Source organism: Micromonospora sp. NPDC005171 (assembly GCF_040608575.1).
Taxonomy (GTDB): domain Bacteria; phylum Actinomycetota; class Actinomycetes; order Mycobacteriales; family Micromonosporaceae; genus Micromonospora.
Genome location: NZ_JBEXIM010000008.1, coordinates 101,248 through 119,920 on the forward strand (window position 1 = coordinate 101,248; position 18,673 = coordinate 119,920).

The following is an 18,673-nucleotide window of genomic DNA, read 5'->3' on the forward strand; positions in this document are numbered from 1 at the left end:
CACCCCTTCCGGGCGAGCGCGCTTCACCCGGCCCCGACCGACGATCGGGGGACGTGAACCGGGAGGACGGGTGGTACCGATGGGACGGCTGGCGCGGGCGGGACCCGCCATCGGCGGCGCGGCGCTGGCCGGGGCGGCACGGCTGCTGCGCGTACCCCGTCGGGGTGGCCGGCCGGGCGCGGACGGCGGCGCTGCCGCGCGTGGCCGGGGCGGTGCGGACGGGCAGGTCGCCACGGCGGCCCGGTGGGAGGTGGTGACCGTCGACCGGCCGCCGGAGCAGGTGCTTCCGGACGGCCGCTGGCCGGAGCCGCTGCGCCGCCTGGACGGGGCGGTCGAGGTCCGGGTGCGGCCGGCGCCCGGCGACCGGGGCACCGAGCTGGCCGCCCGGCCGCTGGCCGGCGTCACCCCGCCCACCGGCCTGGCCGCGCACCTGGTCGGCGACGACCCGGGTCTGCTGGTCCGCCGGACGCTGCGCCAGACCAAGCAACGGGTGGAGGCCGGCGAGGTGCTCCGCGCGGACCGCTCCGCGCTGGACCGCCCCGAGGTCCACGGGTGAGGGCGCTGTGCTGGGTGGCCGCCGGCGAGCTGGCGGTACGCGAGGTGCCCGACCCGGAGCTGCGCAACGAGCGTGACGTCATCGTCCGGGTCCGGCGCAGCGCCACCTGCGGAGGTGACCTGCCGCTGCTGGCCGGCCGGCACCCGCTGCTGCGGGCCGGCGACGTGCTCGGCGCGGAGTTCCTGGGCGAGGTGGTCGAGGTCGGCCCCGGGGTCCGCCGACACCGCCCCGGCGATCGGGTGGTCGTCGGCGCGGGCGTGGCCTGCGGTGGCTGCTGGTACTGCCGCCGGGGCCTGCACTCCTGCTGCGACAACGCCCATGCCGACCTGGCCAGCGCCGACCCCGAGTGGGCCCGCTCCGACGCCGGCTGCTTCGGCCGGCCCCGGGCGGCGGGCGGCTTCGCGGGCGGTCACGCCGAGTACGTGCGGGTGCCGTACGCCGACGTGAGCGCGTTCCGGGTGCCGGACGCCGTCGACGACGACCGGGCGGTGTTCGCCGCGGATGCGGCGCCGACCGGGTGGCTCGCCACCGAGTTGGGTGCGGTCCGCCCCGGCGACGTGGTGGCGATCTGGGGCGCCGGAGCGGTCGGCCAGATGACCGCCCGGTCGGCGGTGCTGCGCGGCGCCGCCCGGGTGCTGGTCGTGGACCGGCACGAGGAGCGGTTGCGGATGGCCGCGCTTCACTCCGACGCCGAGCCGCTCGACTACCGCCGCACCGACGTCGCCGCCGAGCTGCGCGACCGCAGCGGTGGGCGCGGGCCGGACGTGTGCGTGGTGGCGGTCGGCACGCCGCCGGCCCGATCGAGGGCCGACCGGTTCACCGGCCAGCACGCCGACCGACCGGACGCGCTGCGGGAGGCCGTACACGCGTGCCGCAAGAGCGGCGTGGTGGTGGTGCTCGGCGGGACGGGCGGGTTCGTCGACGCGTTCCCGTTGGGTGCGCTGGCCGAGCGCCGGCTCACCCTGCGCGGCGCCGCTCGGCCGGATCTGCGGGACGTGCCGATGCTGCTGGACCGGATGGCCCGCGACGAGCTGCGGACCGAACACCTGGCCACCCACCGGCTGCCGTTGGCGCGGGGCCCCGAGGGGTACGCGCTGTTCCGGGACCGGGCCGACGGCTGCGTACGCGCTGTGTTCACGCCCTGACCGGCCCCTCGTGATCACCTCATCGTCGGCGGTGGATGACAGACTCCGGGGATGGCCGTGGAGCGAACGTACGACGTGGTGTTGTTCGGAGCGACCGGGTTCACCGGCGGTCTGACAGCTGAATACCTGGCCCGACATGCGCCGGCCGAGCTGCGCTGGGCGCTGGCCGGGCGCAACCCGCAGCGCCTCGCCGCCGTCCGCAATCGGCTCGCCACGATCGACCCGCGCCTGGCCGACCTGCCGCTGCTGACCGCCGACGTGACCGACGCCGACTCCCTAAGGGCGGTGGCGGAGAGCGCCCGGGTGGTGGCCAGCACTGTCGGCCCGTTCATCCACCACGGGGAGCCGCTGGTCGGGGCCTGCGCCCGGGCCGGCACCGACTACCTGGACATCACCGGCGAGCCGGAGTTCGTCGACCTCATGTACGTGCGTCACCACGCCGAGGCGACAAGCACCGGCGCGCGGCTGGTGCACGCCTGCGGCTTCGACTCCGTCCCGCACGACCTGGGCGTCTGGTTCACCGTCAAGCAGCTGCCCGCCGACGTGCCGATCACTGTGGACGGGTACGTGCGTGCCGGCGGCCGGTTCTCCGCCGGCACCTACCACTCGGCGCTCACCGCGTTCTCGCGTACCGGGCAGGCCAGCCGGGCCGCCCGGGACCGTCGGGCGGTCGAGCCGCGCCCCACCGACCGTCGGGTCCGGGCGGTGCCCGGCCGGCTGGCCCGCTCGGCGGAGCTGGGCAGCTGGGCGGTGCCGCTGCCGACCATCGACCCGCAGGTGGTCCGCCGCTCGGCCGCGGCCCGGCCGGAATATGGTCCGGATTTCCGCTACCGGCACTTCGCGGCGGTGAAGCGGCTGCCCACCGTGCTGGCCGGCGCGGCGGGGCTCGGCGCGCTGATCGGGTTGATGAAGCTGCCGCCCAGCCGACGCTGGTTGCTCGGCCGGCTCTCGTCCGGGCAGGGGCCCACCGCTCAGCAGCGGGCGTCGTCCTGGTTCCGGGTCCGGTTCGTCGGCACCGGCGGCGGGCAGCGGGTGGTCACCGAGGTCGCCGGGCGTGACCCCGGCTACGACGAGACGGCGAAGATGCTCGCCGAGTCGGCGCTGTGCCTGGCGCTCGACGAGTTGCCGCCGACCGCCGGCCAGCTCACCCCGGTCGCCGCGATGGGTGACGCGCTGCTCGACCGGCTCGTCCGGGCCGGTCTCACCTTCCGGGTGTTGGGCCGCTCGGCTTGACCCTCAACCGGGTCGAGGGGGCAGGATGCCCGGCGTGAGCGACCTGCACAGCATCGGCGAGCTGGCCCGGGCCAGCGGCCTGACCGTCAGCGCCCTGCGCTTCTACGACTCGGCGGGGGTGCTGGAGCCGACACTTGTCGACCCGGTGACCGGCTACCGCTGGTACACCGAGGAGCAGATCGCCCCGGCCAGGCTGGTGGCCGGGCTGCGGCGGATCGGCATGCCGGTGCCGGAGATCGCCGCCGCGGTACGCGCCGAGCCGTCCGTGGTGCACCACCTGCTCGACGTGCACCTGCGCCGGCTCGCCGACGGGCTCAGCGACGCCCGCCGCGAGGTCGACAGGCTCCGGGCCCTGCTGGACCCGGCCCCGCCGACCGCCACCACGTTGCTGATCTCCCCCGCCGCCCTGGCCACGGCGCTCGACGCGGTGCGCTTCGCCGTCACCGTCGACCCGGAGCTGCCGATGCTCGCCGGCGTGCTGTTCGACGTGGAGCCCGACGGCGTCCGGCTGGTCGCCACCGACAGGTACCGGCTCGCGCTGGCGCGGGCCGCGGCCGACGTCGACGGAGCACCGGTGCGGGTGTTCGTCCCGGTGGCGCTCGTCGACCAGCTCCGGCCACTGCTCGACACCGCCGACACCTGGCCGGTCCGGCTGACAGTTGCCGGCGCGGACCTGCGGGTGCGGGTGGCCGAGCGCACCGTGACCGGCACCGCCCTGCCGTACGACTTCCCGGACTACCACCGGCTGCTGCGCAAGTCCGTCGGTGAGCGGCCGACCGCGCGCCGGATCCCGGTGGACGTTGCCACCCTGCGCGCCGCGCTGGCCGACCCGGCGGCCCCCACTGTCGCCCGTGACCACGACGGCACGACCCGGGCGGTCACCGTGCTCGGCGTCGACGACCAGGGCGGGCTGCGGCTGCTCCCCTCCGCCGACCTGGGCTCCGACGCGCTGCGGGTCGGGGTGGACGGTGGTTACCTGCTGGACGCGCTGAACGCGGCCGGCGGGCCGCAACTGGTGCTGGAGCTGGACGGGCCGATCGCCCCGCTGGCCGTCCGCCGACCGGACGACGCGGACACCTACTCGGTGCTCATGCCGATCCGGCTCTGAGGCGGCGGCCAGCACTCCCCGTCCAGGGAGGAAAAGCCCGCGACGGTAGCATCTGGTGGTTCACCTGTGAACCCCGGACGGAGGCGTACGGAGCAGCATGCTCGACATGGAGTTGATCCGGAAGGATCGCGAGGCGGTGGCGACCGCGCTGGCGAAGCGTCTGGATCCCGCCGAGGTCACCCGGGCCCTGGACGAGATCCAGCGGCTCGACCAGGAACGCCGCGCCCTGATCACGGAGATCGACGCCGAGCGGCAGCGCCGCAAGGCCGAGGCCCGGGCGTACGCGCAGGCGAAGCGGGCCGGCGAGGAGCCGCAGGCCGCCGCGCCGGAGGCGGAGCGTAAGCAGCTCGCCGAGCTGGAGTCCCAGCTGGACGAGGTGCAGGCCCGGCTGCGCGACGCGATGAGTGAGCTGCCCAACCTGCCCAGCGACGATGTCGTGGCCGGCGGCAAGGAAGCCAACCGGGTGGTGAAGACCTTCGGTGAGCCGCCGGTGATCGAGAAGGTCCGCGACCACGTGGAGCTGAGCCGCGCGCTGGGCCTGGTCGACTACGAGCGCGGCGTCAAGCTCGGCGGGTCCGGTTTCTGGATCTACACCGGCGTCGGGGCCCGGCTGGAGTGGGCGCTGCTCAACTACTTCGTCGACCAGCACATCAAGGCCGGCTACGAGTTCCTGCTCCCGCCGCACCTGCTGCTGGACTCGGCCGGCTTCGCCGCCGGGCAGTTCCCCAAGTTCTACGACGACGTCTACCACCTGGATTCGGCGTCCGCCCCACGTGGCCAGTTCCTGCTGCCCACGTCCGAGACGGCGATCCTCGGCGCGTACCAGGACGAGATCCTGGAGACCCCGAAGCTGCCGCTGAAGGCATTCGCGTACACCCCGTGCTACCGGCGGGAGTCGGCCGGCTCGCACTCGGACGAGCGCGGCACGGTGCGCGGCCACCAGTTCAACAAGGTGGAGATCTTCCAGTTCACTCTGCCGGAGCAGGCGGACGCGGCGCTGGAGGAGATGCTCGCCCACGCCGAGAGCCTGGTCGAGGGGCTGGGTCTGCACTACCAGCGCACGCTGCTCTCGGCCGGTGACGCCAGCGCCTCGATGAAGAAGACCCTCGACATCGAGGTGTGGATGCCGAGCACCGGCAAGTACAAGGAGGTGTCGTCGGTCTCCTGGGCCGGCGACTACCAGGCTCGTCGGGCCGCCATCCGCTACCGCGAGCCGGGCGGCAAGCAGACCCGCTTCGTGCACACCCTCAACGGGTCGGCGCTGGCCACGAGCCGGCTCTTCCCGGCCATCCTGGAGCAGTACCAGCAGGCCGACGGCAGCGTCCTGATCCCCAAGGTCCTGCAGGACCGCCTGGGCACCGACCGGCTGACCCCCCTGCGTTAGCCGGCCCCCGCAGCATCGGACGGCGGCGGGGGCCGGTGCGTCCGCACCGGTCCCCGCCGCCGTCCGTTCGAGCCACGGGTGTCACACCGTGCTCAATCCCGCCGGTTCAGGCACCGAACACCTCCGCGTGGGTCAGCCGGGCGTCACCGGGCTGCCAGTCGGCGACCGCGATCGCCACGTACCGTCCGGAGGACCTGGTCGAGATGGTCGTCTCGGGTCGCGGCTTCGGGACCGAGGCGACCGTCACGTAGCCGAGTCCGTCGGCCGAGGTGGCCACGGTGATCGGCCGCCGCCGACCGGGGGTCCAGGTCAGGCGGACCGATGCCAGATCCCGGAGCGATCCGAGGTCGATCACTAGTCGGCCGTTCGGGCCGGGTTGCCAGGCGGTCCCCGGGTCGCCGTCGACGGCGGCCGACGGGTCGGTCATGCCGGCCGGGAGCGGTGACGTCGGGTAGGTCGTCCGGGACCGGGCCAGGTCGCTGGTCGGCGTCACCGTCCCGCCCGCGAACGCGACATCCCTGCTGCGTCCCGCGGGGACCGTCACTCGCTGCCGGACGCCGCCGGCCGCGGACTCCAGTTGCACCATGACGATGTGCCCGGCGGGTGCGGTGATTCGCAGGTGGTGCGAGTCGGTGACGTCGAACCGGGTACCGGCGGGGATCGCCTTCCCCGGCTGTGCCGCGGTCGCGGTGAACCGGGGCGGCTCGACGCGTGCGGTGGCGGCGGCAAGGTCGACCTGGTAGTCGGTGGTCCCCGAGCCGGTGACCTGGCTTCCGTGGTACAGCCGCAGCGTGGCGCGCTGCGGAAGCGTGACGGCCGCCGTGATGTCGTCGTCGGACAGGTTGAACAGGCTGAGGTATCCGTCGGCGTCACTCACCCGCAACGCCTCCGGACCCCCGCTGGGCAGAGTTCGAGACGCCGCGGCGGCCAGGGCCGACCTGTTCGCGCCCGCGTACCCCTCGATGATCAACCGAGTGCTGCCGGTGGCCGGTCCGCTGGACAGGGTGACGGTGGTGGCGGTCACGGTGATCGGATTCTGGGCGTTGTGGACCACCAGACCCGCTCGTCCGTCGACGTCGAGCCAGGAGCCGGTGATGGTCGGGCTGTCCGGCACCACCGCCGCGTCGCTCCAGTCGGTGCCGTCCAGAGAGGTCTGGATGACGTAGCGGGTGCCGTACGCGGCCTCCCAGTCCAGGCGTACGGCGCTGATGTCGATGGACTCGCCGAGGTCGATGGCGAGCCAACTGTCCGCCCGGGCGCGTTCCTCGCGGGCGACCGCCCAGCGGGTGCCGGAGTTGCCGTCGGTCGCGCGCGCTGCGGGGTAGGCGGGGTCGGCGGACGAGGCCGTGGTGGGCCGGCCGATGGCGAGGTCGACCCCGCCGGCGTCGAGCACGGCGAAGGCGAACAGCGAGTAGCCGTACTGGTTGACGGGGGATCGGCCGAGCATCCGCACGTACCGGGCTGGACGAGGCGCGAAGCTGATCTGGTCGGTTCCGCCGTCGCCGACGCCCTGTTGTCCGGCCAGGGTGACGGACCCCTGTTCGCCGGTGAAGGTACGGGTGCCGGTGAGCCCGGGTACGCCGGGCATGTCCAGGTTGAACAGGGTGAGCGCGCCCTCGTCGGCACCGATGCCGGTGGTGGCGTACACGACCGTTCCGGTGGGCAGCGTGACGTATCCGGCGGTGCCGCCGGCGACGCGGAGAACGGTCGCCGTGGCGTCGGCACCGTCCCGGGCCACGGTGTACGCGGCGGAGGTGCGGCCGAGGACCGGCGCGGACTGCCTCGGCAGCAGCGAGGCGGCCCGGGTGTCGAACAACCAGTTGTCGTGGGCGGGGGCCCACTGGAACGAGACGAATCCGGTCTTGCTGACCGCCGCGGCGAAGGCGGTCGCTGTCTGGTGGGCGGTCAGCCCGGCCTGCTCCCCGAAGTCCCTGGTGCCCGCCGCCGCCGCGAAGAACGCGGTGCTGGCGACCGGCTGGACCACGCCGCCGTTGGCTGCCCGCCAGGCATGGAAGAGATAGCTGATGGCGAGTTCGGCCCGGGCCTCGGGCTCGTACTTCGGCTCGCCGCTGAACTTGGTGAGCCGATTCTCGGGCGGGTAGTTCAGGTAGGGCATGAGCCGGTCGGCGAGGTCCGCCTCGGCCCGGGCGGCGTGCCGGTCGCCTTGGACCTGCGCGAGGAAGGCGAGCGGCAGGACGTCACGGCCGTACAGGTGGTAGCGGTCCGCGACCATCGGCATGAAGGGTTCGCCGGCGTCGCTGGCCAGCAGCCGCATGGTCCGCCACAGCTGGGCGCCGCTGGGCTGCCGGGTGAGTGCCTCGGGGAGCGGTTGGCCGGCGGCCATGAAGTGCGCCGCGGTACGACCCGCGGTGCGCCACAGTTCCTCCTGGTAGTGCGGGCCGAAGGAGCCGTGGTTCTCGACCAGGAACGTGTCGTGGATGTTGTGGGCGGTGTTCCAGTCCGCGACCGCCCGCCCGTCGACGACGGCGGGGTTGGCACGGTCGGCTGCCGGTAGTCCGTTCGCGTTGAGCGTCCACGTCAGGAACCGCTCGCGCCACGCCGCGGCTGCGGGGTCGTCCGGCGCCCAGGCCAGGCCGGGCGCGATCGCCTGGGCGTAGACCCCCATCTCCTCGAGCTTGGTGTCACCGATCCAGCCACCGGTGAGGCCGTTCGGCGTCCAACTGCCACTCAGCGGGTCGTTACCGGTGCCGAGGGAGTGGGCGTACGCGGCCTGCCCACGGGCGATGCGGTCAACGTTGTTGCGGGTCACCTCGTCCAGTTCGGACCACAGCAGTCGGGCGGCCAGGACGAAGTACAGCTCGAAGGTGCTGTCCCAGAAGAGCTGTCGGCCCCACTCGGTGCCGCCGGCGAGCCGGTTGGTGGCCGCAAATCGGCGGATGGTGGCGACGGTACGGGCGTGCAGCGTGTCCCGGTCGACGCCTGCTGCCGCCGCGTCGTACCCGGGCGAGGTGAGCAGGACCGCGTTACCGAGGACGACCGCGAACCTGAAGTCCGCGAGGCGGTACGCGTTGATCGCCGGATCCCACTGCTCCTCGGACCATCGGGTGTGGGCGAGCAGCAGCGCGTGGTAGGTGTTGGCAACCGGGCCGGTGGCCGCAGCGTATGACGTGGTGGCGGCTGGCGCGGCTTGGGCGGTGGCGGCGGGTCGGGCGATGGCGAGTCCAGCGCCGACGGCGCTGCCAAGGATGAGGAGCCGCCGCCTGCTCAACTCGAATTCGGATATACGCATGGTGGCCCTTCGGTGTGACAACGTTGTCAGACAGACTCTGACGATCGTTTCCGGATGTCAAGACCAACGCCGTCGCCTCAGGGTTGACGAGGGCGGTGGGCGCGCTTCGCCACGAGCGCGGCCAGGAGCAGGGTGGCCAGGGCGGCCAGCAGCACCGCCGGGCCGATCCGGTCGAGGGCGTCGGCCAGGGCTCGCTGGACCTGGGCGGTCACCCGGATGACCGGGTCGTGCAGCGCGTCGCGGCGGCCGGCGGCCAGGCGCAGCTCGTACCAGCCGTACCAGGCGACGTAGCCGCCGGCGAGCAGCAGCACCAGGCCACTGAGGCGGGGCACCAGCGCGCCCGCGACGCGCAGCCGGGCCACCAGGCCGTCGCGCAGCAGCGCCACCCCGAGCGCGGCGACCGCGACCACCAGACCCATGCCGAGGGCGTACGCGCCGAACAGAGCCAACCCCTGGCCGGTCGAGCCGGCCTGGAGGCTGGTCACCACGATGGCCAGGAACGGTGCGATGGCGCAGCCGAGCGACGCCAGCGCGTACGCCGCGCCGAACAGCGCCATCGACGGCCAGGACCGGGTCAGTCGGGGCGCCCGGGCGGACCAGCCGGGGGCAGGCAGCCGCCGACCGGCGAGCAGCCAACAGCCGGCCAGGACCAGCAGCACGCCGAGCGCCACGGTCAGCCACGGCAGCCGGGGCCGCAGCCAGCCGGCCAGCGGCGCGAGCGCCAGCCCGAACGCGCCGAAGACCAGCACGTACCCCACTGTCAGCCCGGCCGCCGCGGTGAGCGCGCGGCCGACCGCGCCGCGGGTGTCCGACCCGGCGACCAACAGCGAGAGGTACGCGGGCAGCAACGCGAAGCCGCACGGGTTGACCGCGCCGAGCATGCCGGCGGTCAGCGCGAGCAGCAGTGTGGCGGTCACGCCCCGGCCAGTGCGGCGACCTTTGCGGTGAGCGCCTCACCGTCCAGGAAGCCCTGGTGGACGATCGCGCCGCTCCGGTCGATGATCACGAAGATGCTCTGCTCGGTCACCTTGAACCGCTTCCAGAGCGCGCCCTTGCCGTCCTCGATCTGCGGCGTCGCGCCGAGGTCGAACTCGGTGACGAACTCCTTCATGGCCTTCCGTTCGCCCAGCCCGGCGACGCCGACGATCGGCACGGTGTCCCGGTACCGGGGTGCGATCTCGGCCACCGTCCAGGCCTGGCTGGCGCAGGTGGCGCACCACGGCGCCCAGAACCACAGCACCACCGGCTTGCCGGCGAGCTGCGCCGCGTCGAACGTGGCCCCGCCGAGTGTGGTCCCGGTGAAGCGCAGCACGTCCGGGACCTGCGCCGCGGGTGGTCCGCCGGTCGCCGCGCCGGTCGGTGTGGGCGCGGCGCCGGTCGGGGTTGCGGCCGGGGCGGCGGCGACGGGCCCTCCCGGCGCGGTGCCGGTGCAGGCGGCGGTGCCGAACAGAGCCACCACCAGCGCCCCGGCGGTGGCCGCTCGGCGCAGTCGCCCGGCCCCCGTCCACGCCATGCCGATCCGCATCCGCTTCTCCGTTCCGGTCCGGAAGGGACCCTTGCTGCGCCTGAGGCTTCGCTACTCGGCTTTGGCGAGTCGGAGAGCCAGCTCCGGGCAGACCTTGACCGCCTTCAGCGCGCCCTCCCGCAGCCAGGTCGGCACGGGGGTGGCCGGGAAGGCGGGATATCCGTTCGCGTCGAGCCGGATGAAGTCCGGTACGACGTGCGCGCACAGGCCGTGCCCGTCACAGCGCGACCAGTCCAGGGTGAGCTTCTGCGGGTTCGCGTCGGGTGCGCCCGGCAGCCCCATCACGCCCTTGACCCGTCGGCCGCAGCCGTCGCCGGTGCTGTGCAGCCGCAGGTCCTCGGCGAAGACCTCGATCGCGGAGAGCGCGAACCGGGCGGTGCCGTCCGGGTGGCTGCACGCGCCCCGGCCTCTCACCTCGCCGGCGGCGGCGCGTACCACCTCCGCCGGTTGGCTGCCGGCGACGGCCAGGTCGACAGCGCGGGCCAGGTCCGGCAGGCCCATCTTGCACGGCCCGCACTGCCCGGCGGACTCGCCGGCCAGGTAACGCACCACCTGGGCGGCCTCGCCGAGCGGGCAGGTGTCGACACCGAGCGGGACGATGATGCCCGCGCCGAGGGTGCCGCCGACCGCGGCCAGCCCCTTGCGGGAGACCTCGGCCTTCTCCGCCGCCTCCGGAGTGATCCACTTGCCGTGGTAGCCGCCCATCAGGATGCCCTGGACGTCCGGCACCTCGCACAGGTCGAGGACGTCGCGCAGCGGCATGCCGGCGGTGCACTCCACCACTGCCGGTCGACCGGCCGCGCCGGTCACGGTGAGCAGCACGGTGCCTGGCTCGTCGTCGGTGCCGAGCGCCGCGTACTCGTACGGGCCCAAACGGGCGCCGACGGCGAGCTGGGCGTACGTCTCGGCGTTGGACAGCAGGGTGGGCAGGCCGCTGACCCCGGAGTCGCTGGAGCGCTTCTTGGTGCCCGGCGGAATGTGCGGCAGCCCGTTGATCCCGTTGACAAGTGCGCCGCCCTCGCCGGAGATGAACCGGTGCGGCACGGTGACGATTGTCGTCTGCACCGGCATCCGGCGCTCCTCGAGCGCGTCCATCAGCGAGTCCCGGCCGACCCCGTCGTCCGCCACACCGATCACGATCTCGTCGGCGTCCAAGGCGTACGCGGCCAGCGCCGCGCCGTCCAGGATCAGGTGCGGGGCGCGGGTCAGCAGCACCTTGTCCTTCCAGCTGGCCGGCTCCCCCTCGGTGGCGTTGACCACCACCACGGCGGCGAGGTCCTGCCGCTCGCAGGACTCCAGCACCGCGCGCAGTTTGCGGGCGAACGGGAACCCCGCGCCGCCCTTGCCCTTGAGCTGCATGCCCTCGGCGAGCTGGAGCAGTTGCGCGGGCTCCATCGGGCCGATGGGCCCGTGCACCTCCTCGTGCGCGAGCAGGTCGAGTCGGCCGTACTCGGCGAAGCCGGCGGTGAGTCGGGGCTCGCCCACACAGGCGACCGGTGGCACGGCGGTGCGCATCACTTCGCCTCACCCCGCAGCCCGGCCCAGTACGCCCCGTCCACAGCGTCGGCGCTGGCCTTGCGGCGCTTGGACCGGCCCTCGCCGGCTGCCCGGCGCGCACGGCGGGACGCCAGGTCGACAAGGGTCGGGGTGTCGTCGACGGGCGGCGGCACCTCGTCCGGCACGTACCGGGCCGGCGGACGCCAGTAGTCCGGCTCCTCGGGCAGGTCGTCCTCGACGCTGTGCCGGCCGCTGCCGCTGCGCGGCGCCGACGAGATGGGGCTGCTGGAGACCGGGCCGACCGAGATCGGCTCGACGGAGATCGGGCCGGCGGAGATCGGTTCGTCGGCCTGCCACCGGCGCGGGCTGTCCCACGGCTCCTCGGGCTCGTCGAGGGTCGGCTGCGGCGGTGCCGAGTAGCGGCTGCCGTCGTCCTCGCTGCGGGACCGGCGACGGGACCGCTCAGAGGTGATTTCGTCGGCGCGTCGCCGGCGGGTCGGCACGTCCTCGTCCCGGGTACGGGAGGCGCGTCGCCGGGTCACCGGCTCCAGCTCCTCCTCGTCACGTCGGCGGGTGCCGGTCTCCTCCACGCTGCGGCGAGCCAATCGGCTGGTCGTGGTCTCCTCGGCCCGCCGGCTGCGCGAGGACCGTTCGGTGTCGCGGCGCGCCGCCGGCTCCTCTTCCCGCCGACGTCGGCTCGGCCGGGTCGGCTCGACGAGGGAACCGGGCTCGGGCACCACCGGGACGGTGAACCGTTCGGGGTCACGTCGCGCGGCCGGCGCGGCCCAGGTGGCGGTGGTGGTGTCCGCCCAGGCGGGACGCTTGTCGGCGGCCTTGCTGCGCCGACCCAACCCGGCCAGCAGCGATCGGGCGGTCTTCGCCTCCTCGGCCCGGCCGACCATCACCGCGTTGCGCACCGCCGCCTGGTGCTGCTCGCGGCTGCGTCGACCGATGCTGACCGAGAACCGGACCAGCAGGGCCAGCACCACCAGCAGGATGCAGCCGAGGTAGCTGAACATCACCCATGGCGCTGCGGCCCGACCGGCGTTGAGGCCGTGAAAGACAGCGAACGGCCAGGCCAGGTACGCGACGGAGTGCAGCGTGCGCCACAGCCACTTCGGACCGACGCCGGCGAAGCGGGCCCGGATGATGCCGGTCCAGATCACGCTGACCATCAGCAGGGCGGCCACCGTGCCGAGCCCGACGTAGAGCCCTCGGCCGCCGACGAACGGCACCAGCGCGTCGGTCGCCGCCGCCCGTCCGGTGGCGATCTTGGTGAGGACGTGGAAGCCGAGGCCGGCCACGCCGAGCACGCCGGTGGCCCGGTGCGCCGACTGCATCAGCACCCGGTGCGGGATGCGCAGCACCAGCCGGTCGGTGGCGAGCAGGCCGAGCATCACGGTGAGGCTCAACGCCACCAGGGAGATCACCCCGGCGAAGAACTCGGTGAAGAAGAAGCCGTACGCGTACGCCGTCTGGCCGACGCCGGTCAGCATGATCGCCGCCCAGAGCGCGGCCAGCGCCGATGCGATCAGCATGCCGACCGCCGGCCGCGAGGGGGTTCGCACCCCCCGACTGCTGGCGCTGGTCCGGACGGTAGCCGCCTTCTTGTCCTGCTGTGCCCGGGCCATCTGCTCCTCGATCGTCTCGCGGCGGCGTACCACCGGCCGACCCCTGCTCCCCCATCCAGTACGGACCGGCGGGGCGCGCGGATCACCCGGCGACGGAAATTTCTGGGCGGAAATCGAACCGAGGGGCGCGGCAGTGCGTTGTGCTCGATCCCACCGACCGATCTGGACAGTGACAAGCATCCATGCATTGACAGTGGCTGCAACACGCTTGTAACCTTTCAGCAAATTTCAGCCAGGCTTGCAAGATTCCGGCAATCTGGCTCTCCCCCACCGCACCACCACCCCCCGCTCCCGTCAGGAGTCCCCATGCACCGACGTCGACGCGGCTCGGCGCTCCTCGCCCTCGGCCTGATCGCCAGCCTGCTCGTCCCCGCCACCGTGACGGCACCCCCGGCCGTTGCCGCCCCGTCCGGCGGCAAGAAGGTCATCGTCCAGCTCTTCGAGTGGAACTGGCAGTCGGTAGCCAGCGAGTGCCAGAGCACCCTCGGCCCGAAGGGTTACGGCTACGTGCAGGTCTCGCCCCCGCAGGAGCACGTGCGGGGCAACCAGTGGTGGCTGGCGTACCAGCCGGTCAGCTATCGGGTCGAGTCCCGCAAGGGCACCCGGGCCCAGTTCCAGTCGATGGTGAACACCTGCCACGCGGCCGGGGTCAAGGTGATCGTCGACGCGGTGATCAACCACATGTCCGGTCAGGACAACGGCGGCACCGGCTGGGCCGGCTCGTCCTACTCGCACTACGACTACCCGGGCATCTACCAGACCCAGGACTTCCACTACTGCGGACGCAACGGCGGCGACGACATCGCCAACTACAACGACCGGTACGAGGTGCAGAACTGCGAGCTGGTCAACCTCTCGGACCTGTTGACCGAGTCGGACTACGTGCGTACGAAGATCGCCGCGTACCTCAACGACCTGCTCTCGCTCGGCGTCGACGGCTTCCGACTGGACGCCAGCAAGCACATGCCGGCCGCCGACATCGCAGCCATCAGGGGCAAGCTGTCGCGCTCCGCGTACCTCGTGCAGGAGGTCATCTACGGCGCCGGCGAGCCGGTCCAGCCGACCGAGTACACCGGCAACGGTGACGTGCACGAGTTCCGCTACGGCAAGGACCTGGCCCGGGTGTTCCGCTCCGAGAGGTTGGCGTACCTGCGCAACTTCGGCGAGGGCTGGGGGCACCTGCCCACCGGCCCGGCCTCGGTGTTCGTCGACAACCACGACACCCAGCGCGACTCCGGCGGGGTGCTGACCTACCGCGACCGGGGCATCTACGCGCTGGCGAACGCCTTCATGCTGGCCTGGCCGTACGGCTCCCCGACCGTCATGTCCAGCTACACCTTCAGCAACCGGGACGCCGGCCCGCCGTCGGACGGCGCCAACAAGACGCTCAACACCACCTGCTACTCCGGCTGGGAGTGCGAGCACCGCTGGCCGGTGATCGCCAACATGGTCGGCTTCCGCAACGCCACCGAGGGCGCCGGCGTGGCCAACTGGTACGACAACGGCAACAACCACATAGCGTTCAGCCGCAGCGGCAAGGGCTTCATCACCGTCAACGACGAGGACGCCGCGGTGAACGGCCGCTCCTACTACACGGGGCTGCCCGCCGGCCGATACTGCGACGTCATCCACGGCACGTACGCGGGCGGCACGTGCAGCGGACCGGTGGTCACGGTGGACGGTAGCGGTTGGTTCGCGGCCAACGTGCCGGCGCACGACGCCGTGGCCATCCACATCGGCGCACGAATCTGATTCGACCCGGGGCCTCCGGGCGGCGGGTCTCGCCGAACCGGGGGCCCCGAAGCGTCCGCCACTATAGAGTGGTTTCGTGTCGTTTGACCGAAAGACTCCGTACCGTCGTCGCGTCTTCTGGGTGGCCGCTGCGATCGGCGTACCCGCGCTGCTGGTGACCGCGCTGCTGGTCGGCCAGGCCCTCACCCCCAGCTCGACGGCCCCCGACGACCGCAACGTGGTGGTGGCCGACCCGACACCGAGCAGTGTGGAGCAGAGCCCGGAGGAGTCGGTCCCCCCGGCCGCGCCCGCCCCGGACGGGCTGCCGGTGGTCGACTACGACCCCGCACCCGGAGGGTTCCCCGCCGATCCGCACACCATGGACGTCACGCCGCTGACCGACGGCGCGCACCCCACCCGACGGATCGCCGCGTACGACGCACCCGGCGGTCGGCCACGCGCCTTCCTCGAACCGACCATCCGCGGTGTCGAGCTGACCATGCCGATCACCCAGCGGCGCGCCGGCTGGACCGCCGTCCTGCTGCCCTCGGCCAACCGCCGGCTCGCCTGGCTGCCGCCCGGCGGGTTCGAGACGGTGCCGCTGCGGGACCAGATCGTGGTGGAACGCAAGGTCCACCGACTCACCTGGTACCGGGCCGGCAAGGCGGTGCGCTCCTGGGAGGTCAGCCTCGGCCAGTCGGGCCAGGAGACTCCACTCGGGCGGACCTTCATCCTGGGCCGCACCCCACCGCCGGAGGAGGTCTATGGCGGGGTGGACATCTACGCCCTCGGTTCGGTGCCCGACGACCCGGAGTCGGTGCCGTCCGGGCTGCGCGGCGCGCACATCGGGGTGCACACCTGGAGCCACGACGGCGAGCTGGGCGAGAACACCACGAACGGCTGTATCCGGCTGACCCGCAGCGGTCAGCGGGAACTGCTCGCCGAAGTGCGTCCCGGCAGCAGCGTCGTCGTGGTCGACCAACTTGCCGCCCCGCCGCCGACCGCCTGAGCGCCGGCACGCGCTGTCACTCGCCGAGCAGCCAGCCGTTCTGCTCGGCGACCCGGATCGCGTCGGCCCGGTTGCGGGCACCGGTCTTGCCGATCGCTGCCGACAGGTGGTTGCGTACCGTCCCCTCGGAGAGGTGCAACGCCCTGGCCAGGTCGGCGGCGCTGCCACCGCCGCGAGCGGTGCGCAGCACCTCGGTCTCCCGCTCGGTCAGCGGACTGACCCCGGCGGCCAGCGTCTCCGCGGCCAGCGTCGGGTCGACCACCCGCAGGCCGGCGTGCACCCGGCGGACCGCGTCGGCGAGCTGCCGGGCCGGGGTGTCCTTGACCACGAAACCGCTCGCACCGGCCTCCATCGCCCGACGCAGGTAGCCCGGTCGGCCGAAGGTGGTCACCACCAGCACCCGGCAGGTCGGCAGCGCGGCGCGCAACGCCGCGGTGGCGGCGATCCCGTCCAGGCCGGGCATCTCCACGTCCAGCAGGGCGACGTCCGGGGACCTGCGTCGAGCCTCGGGCACCACCTCGTCGCCCCGGCCGACCTCGGCGACCACTGTCAGGTCCTCCTCCAACGAGAGCAGGGCGGCCAGCGCGCCCCGGACCAGCGCCTGGTCGTCGGCGAGCAGCAGCCGGATCGGCGTGGACCCGCCGCTCACCGGGCCTCCCCCGGCGCGTGCACCCGCAACAGAAACCCGTCACCCTCCGGGCGACGACCGACGGTCACCACCGCGTCCAGCCGCCGCGCCCGCTCCCGCAGGCCGACCAGCCCGTGCCCGCTCGGGTCGGGAGTGGACGGGCCACGACCGTCGTCACTGATCTCGACCCGATCCGGGTGTACCCGGATCACGCAGCACCGCGCCCCGCTGTGCCGGACCACGTTCGTCACACCTTCCCGTACCGCCCAGCCGAACAACCGGTCCCACTCCTCCGGCAGCTCCGGCACCTCGGCCGACACGTCCGCCGCGATGCCCGCCGCGGCCAGCGCGGAGCGGGCGCCGGCCAGCTCGGCGGCGAGGCTTACCTCGCGGTACGCCCCGACCGTCTGTCGGACGTCGGCCAACGCGGCCCGGGCCAGCGCCTCCACCTCGGCGATCTCGGCGGCGGCCCGCTCCCGGTCGACAGCGATCAGACGCCCGGCCAACTCGGCCTTGATCGCCACCACGGTCAACGAGTGGCCCAGGATGTCGTGCAGGTCGCGGGCGGCGCGGGACCGCTCCTCGGCGACCGCGAGCCGGCCAATCTCCTGCTGGGCGGCGCGGAGTTCGCTGTTGCGCTGGGCCAACTGGGAAACCCCGAACATGGCGAACGAGGCGAGCAGCACCGCGAAGACGATGCCGTTCTCCGCCTCCCACCCCGGCACCAGCCAGGACGCCAGCACGGGGGTCACCGCGCAGAGCACCACGGCGGCCAACGCCTCCCACGGCGGCAGCAGGAACACCGCCGCCGCGGCCACGTAGACCAGTGTGGCCAGCCAGTCCCCGCCGGTACCCGGGAGGCTGGCCAGGCCCACCGCGAGCAGCAGCGCCAGCCCGGCCCGCGCCCGGCCCGCCGGAACGGGCAGCAGGGACTGGCGCAGCTTGCGGGCCCACTGGAACAGCAGCACGTAACCGACGCCGAAGACGACCAGGGCCACCACACCGAGGACCCGCCGCCACAGCTCCGGCTGGTGCAGCGCGGTGGCGAGCGGCACGTTGAGGAAGAACAGCCAGACGGCGGCCAGCAGCCAGCCGGTGATCCGCCAGTGGCGGCTCACCGGCCAGGGCTGCCCGGTCGAGAAATCCATCGGGTTCACGCTAGCGGTCGCGGCCGGTCAGACCCGCGCGGTGTCCCGGCGGAACAGCCGGGCCGCGCCGACGCCGAAGAGCAGCGCCCAGACGACGAGGTTCGCCACCGCCGCCATGCTCACCCCGTCACCGGTCAGTGGGGCGCGGGCCAGCACGCCCATGCCGTACACCGGGGTGAACTTCGCGACCTGCTGGAGCACGTCCGGCAGCACCTCGACCGGGACGAACAGCCCGCCGAACATGGCCAGCACCGCCAGGACCGGGCCGATGATCTGCATGACGTTCTCGGCCGGCGCCAGGTAGCCGATGAAGAGACCGAACGCGGCGAAGACCAGCGAACCCACCCAGGCGGCGAGTCCGGACAGCAGCCAGACGTACGCCGGGACGCGGACGCCGGCCACGGCGCCCACCAGGAACTCGATGACGACCGCGAGCAGACCGAGGCTCATCGCGGTGATCAGCTTGGTCGCCACGTACGCCGCCGGGCGTAGCGGGGTGAGCCGCAGTTGCCGGCTCCAGCCCAGCGCCCGCTCGGTGGCCACCGCGCCACCGACACTTGTGGTCGCCACCATGGCCGCGTAGACGGCCAGGCTGATCATGACGTACGCCGTCACCGGCCGACCGTTGTCCAGTGACTGCCCGCCCTGTGGCAGGCCGAAGATGAGGAAGAAGACGCCCGGCATGATCAGCGTGAAGGCGAGGGTGCGACGGTTGCGCAGCACCCGGCGTAGCTCGATGAGCAGGGCGCCCGGGGCGAACCCGCCCAGTGCGGGCAGCCGACGGTCCGGCTCGGTGAAACCGGGGCGGGTGGGGGTGGAGGTGGTCAT

15 protein-coding genes are annotated in these 18,673 nt (G+C 73.3%); 7 read left to right on the forward strand and 8 right to left on the reverse strand.

The window, feature by feature from the left end; genetic code table 11:
* Window positions 1-70: 70 nt before the first annotated feature.
* The 5 genes from ABZU74_RS13935 to serS all read left to right on the forward strand — a co-directional run bounded on the left by ABZU74_RS13935 (window position 71) and on the right by serS (window position 5,426).
* On the forward strand, window positions 71-556 hold the full coding sequence (locus tag ABZU74_RS13935) for a hypothetical protein (protein WP_355422677.1): 486 nt from the start codon (window positions 71-73) through the stop codon (window positions 554-556).
* The gene (locus tag ABZU74_RS13940; protein ID WP_355422679.1) at window positions 553-1,701 is read left to right on the forward strand and encodes an alcohol dehydrogenase catalytic domain-containing protein; all 1,149 of its coding nucleotides are present in this window, start codon (window positions 553-555) and stop codon (window positions 1,699-1,701) included. Before ABZU74_RS13935 ends, ABZU74_RS13940 begins: the two co-directional genes overlap by 4 nt.
* Window positions 1,702-1,752: 51 nt before the next feature.
* On the forward strand, window positions 1,753-2,934 hold the full coding sequence (locus ABZU74_RS13945) for a saccharopine dehydrogenase NADP-binding domain-containing protein (protein WP_355422682.1): 1,182 nt from the start codon (window positions 1,753-1,755) through the stop codon (window positions 2,932-2,934).
* A gap of 25 nt (window positions 2,935-2,959) precedes the next feature.
* Window positions 2,960-4,042 carry a MerR family transcriptional regulator gene (locus ABZU74_RS13950; RefSeq protein WP_355422685.1) on the forward strand — a complete coding sequence of 361 codons (1,083 nt, stop codon included), beginning with the start codon at window positions 2,960-2,962 and terminating at the stop codon, window positions 4,040-4,042.
* A 97-nt stretch (window positions 4,043-4,139) separates the two neighbouring features.
* Window positions 4,140-5,426, forward strand: a complete 1,287-nt coding sequence (gene serS / locus ABZU74_RS13955) for a serine--tRNA ligase (RefSeq protein ID WP_355422688.1) — start codon at window positions 4,140-4,142, stop codon at window positions 5,424-5,426.
* A 106-nt stretch (window positions 5,427-5,532) separates the two neighbouring features.
* Here the strand turns inward: serS and ABZU74_RS13960 are convergent, their stop codons facing one another.
* From ABZU74_RS13960 to ABZU74_RS13980, 5 genes are all read right to left on the reverse strand, one after another.
* On the reverse strand, window positions 5,533-8,676 hold the full coding sequence (locus ABZU74_RS13960; RefSeq protein ID WP_355422691.1) for a discoidin domain-containing protein: 3,144 nt from the start codon (window positions 8,674-8,676) through the stop codon (window positions 5,533-5,535).
* 77 nt (window positions 8,677-8,753) lie between these two features.
* Window positions 8,754-9,593, reverse strand: coding sequence for a cytochrome c biogenesis protein CcdA (locus ABZU74_RS13965; RefSeq protein WP_355422693.1), 840 nt, complete (start codon window positions 9,591-9,593; stop codon window positions 8,754-8,756).
* Window positions 9,590-10,201, reverse strand: a complete 612-nt coding sequence (locus ABZU74_RS13970) for a redoxin family protein (protein ID WP_355422696.1) — start codon at window positions 10,199-10,201, stop codon at window positions 9,590-9,592. The genes ABZU74_RS13965 and ABZU74_RS13970 overlap by 4 nt, the downstream gene beginning before the upstream one ends.
* 51 nt (window positions 10,202-10,252) lie before the next feature.
* Window positions 10,253-11,716: an NADH-ubiquinone oxidoreductase-F iron-sulfur binding region domain-containing protein gene (locus ABZU74_RS13975; RefSeq protein WP_355422699.1), complete on the reverse strand. Its 1,464-nt coding sequence runs from the start codon at window positions 11,714-11,716 to the stop codon at window positions 10,253-10,255.
* Window positions 11,716-13,362, reverse strand: coding sequence for a ferric reductase-like transmembrane domain-containing protein (locus ABZU74_RS13980; RefSeq protein ID WP_355422702.1), 1,647 nt, complete (start codon window positions 13,360-13,362; stop codon window positions 11,716-11,718). Before ABZU74_RS13980 ends, ABZU74_RS13975 begins: the two co-directional genes overlap by 1 nt.
* 273 nt (window positions 13,363-13,635) lie before the next feature.
* Here ABZU74_RS13980 and ABZU74_RS13985 point away from each other — a divergent pair, with 273 nt between their 5' ends.
* Both ABZU74_RS13985 and ABZU74_RS13990 read left to right on the forward strand, forming a co-directional pair.
* Window positions 13,636-15,081, forward strand: coding sequence for an alpha-amylase family protein (locus tag ABZU74_RS13985; protein ID WP_355422705.1), 1,446 nt, complete (start codon window positions 13,636-13,638; stop codon window positions 15,079-15,081).
* Window positions 15,082-15,157: 76 nt separating this feature from the next.
* Window positions 15,158-16,069 carry a L,D-transpeptidase gene (locus ABZU74_RS13990; RefSeq protein ID WP_355422708.1) on the forward strand — a complete coding sequence of 304 codons (912 nt, stop codon included), beginning with the start codon at window positions 15,158-15,160 and terminating at the stop codon, window positions 16,067-16,069.
* 16 nt (window positions 16,070-16,085) lie between these two features.
* On the opposite strand, the gene ABZU74_RS13995 is transcribed toward ABZU74_RS13990, so the two are convergent.
* Genes ABZU74_RS13995 through ABZU74_RS14005 form a run of 3 tightly spaced genes read right to left on the reverse strand, consistent with a single transcriptional unit; the run spans window position 16,086 to window position 18,673 of the window.
* Entirely contained in the window at window positions 16,086-16,718 is a 633-nt protein-coding gene (locus ABZU74_RS13995) for a response regulator transcription factor (protein WP_355422711.1), read from the reverse strand.
* On the reverse strand, window positions 16,715-17,845 hold the full coding sequence (locus ABZU74_RS14000; RefSeq protein ID WP_355422714.1) for a histidine kinase: 1,131 nt from the start codon (window positions 17,843-17,845) through the stop codon (window positions 16,715-16,717). The genes ABZU74_RS13995 and ABZU74_RS14000 overlap by 4 nt, the downstream gene beginning before the upstream one ends.
* A 27-nt stretch (window positions 17,846-17,872) precedes the next feature.
* On the reverse strand, window positions 17,873-18,673 hold the full coding sequence (locus ABZU74_RS14005; RefSeq protein WP_355422717.1) for an ABC transporter permease: 801 nt from the start codon (window positions 18,671-18,673) through the stop codon (window positions 17,873-17,875).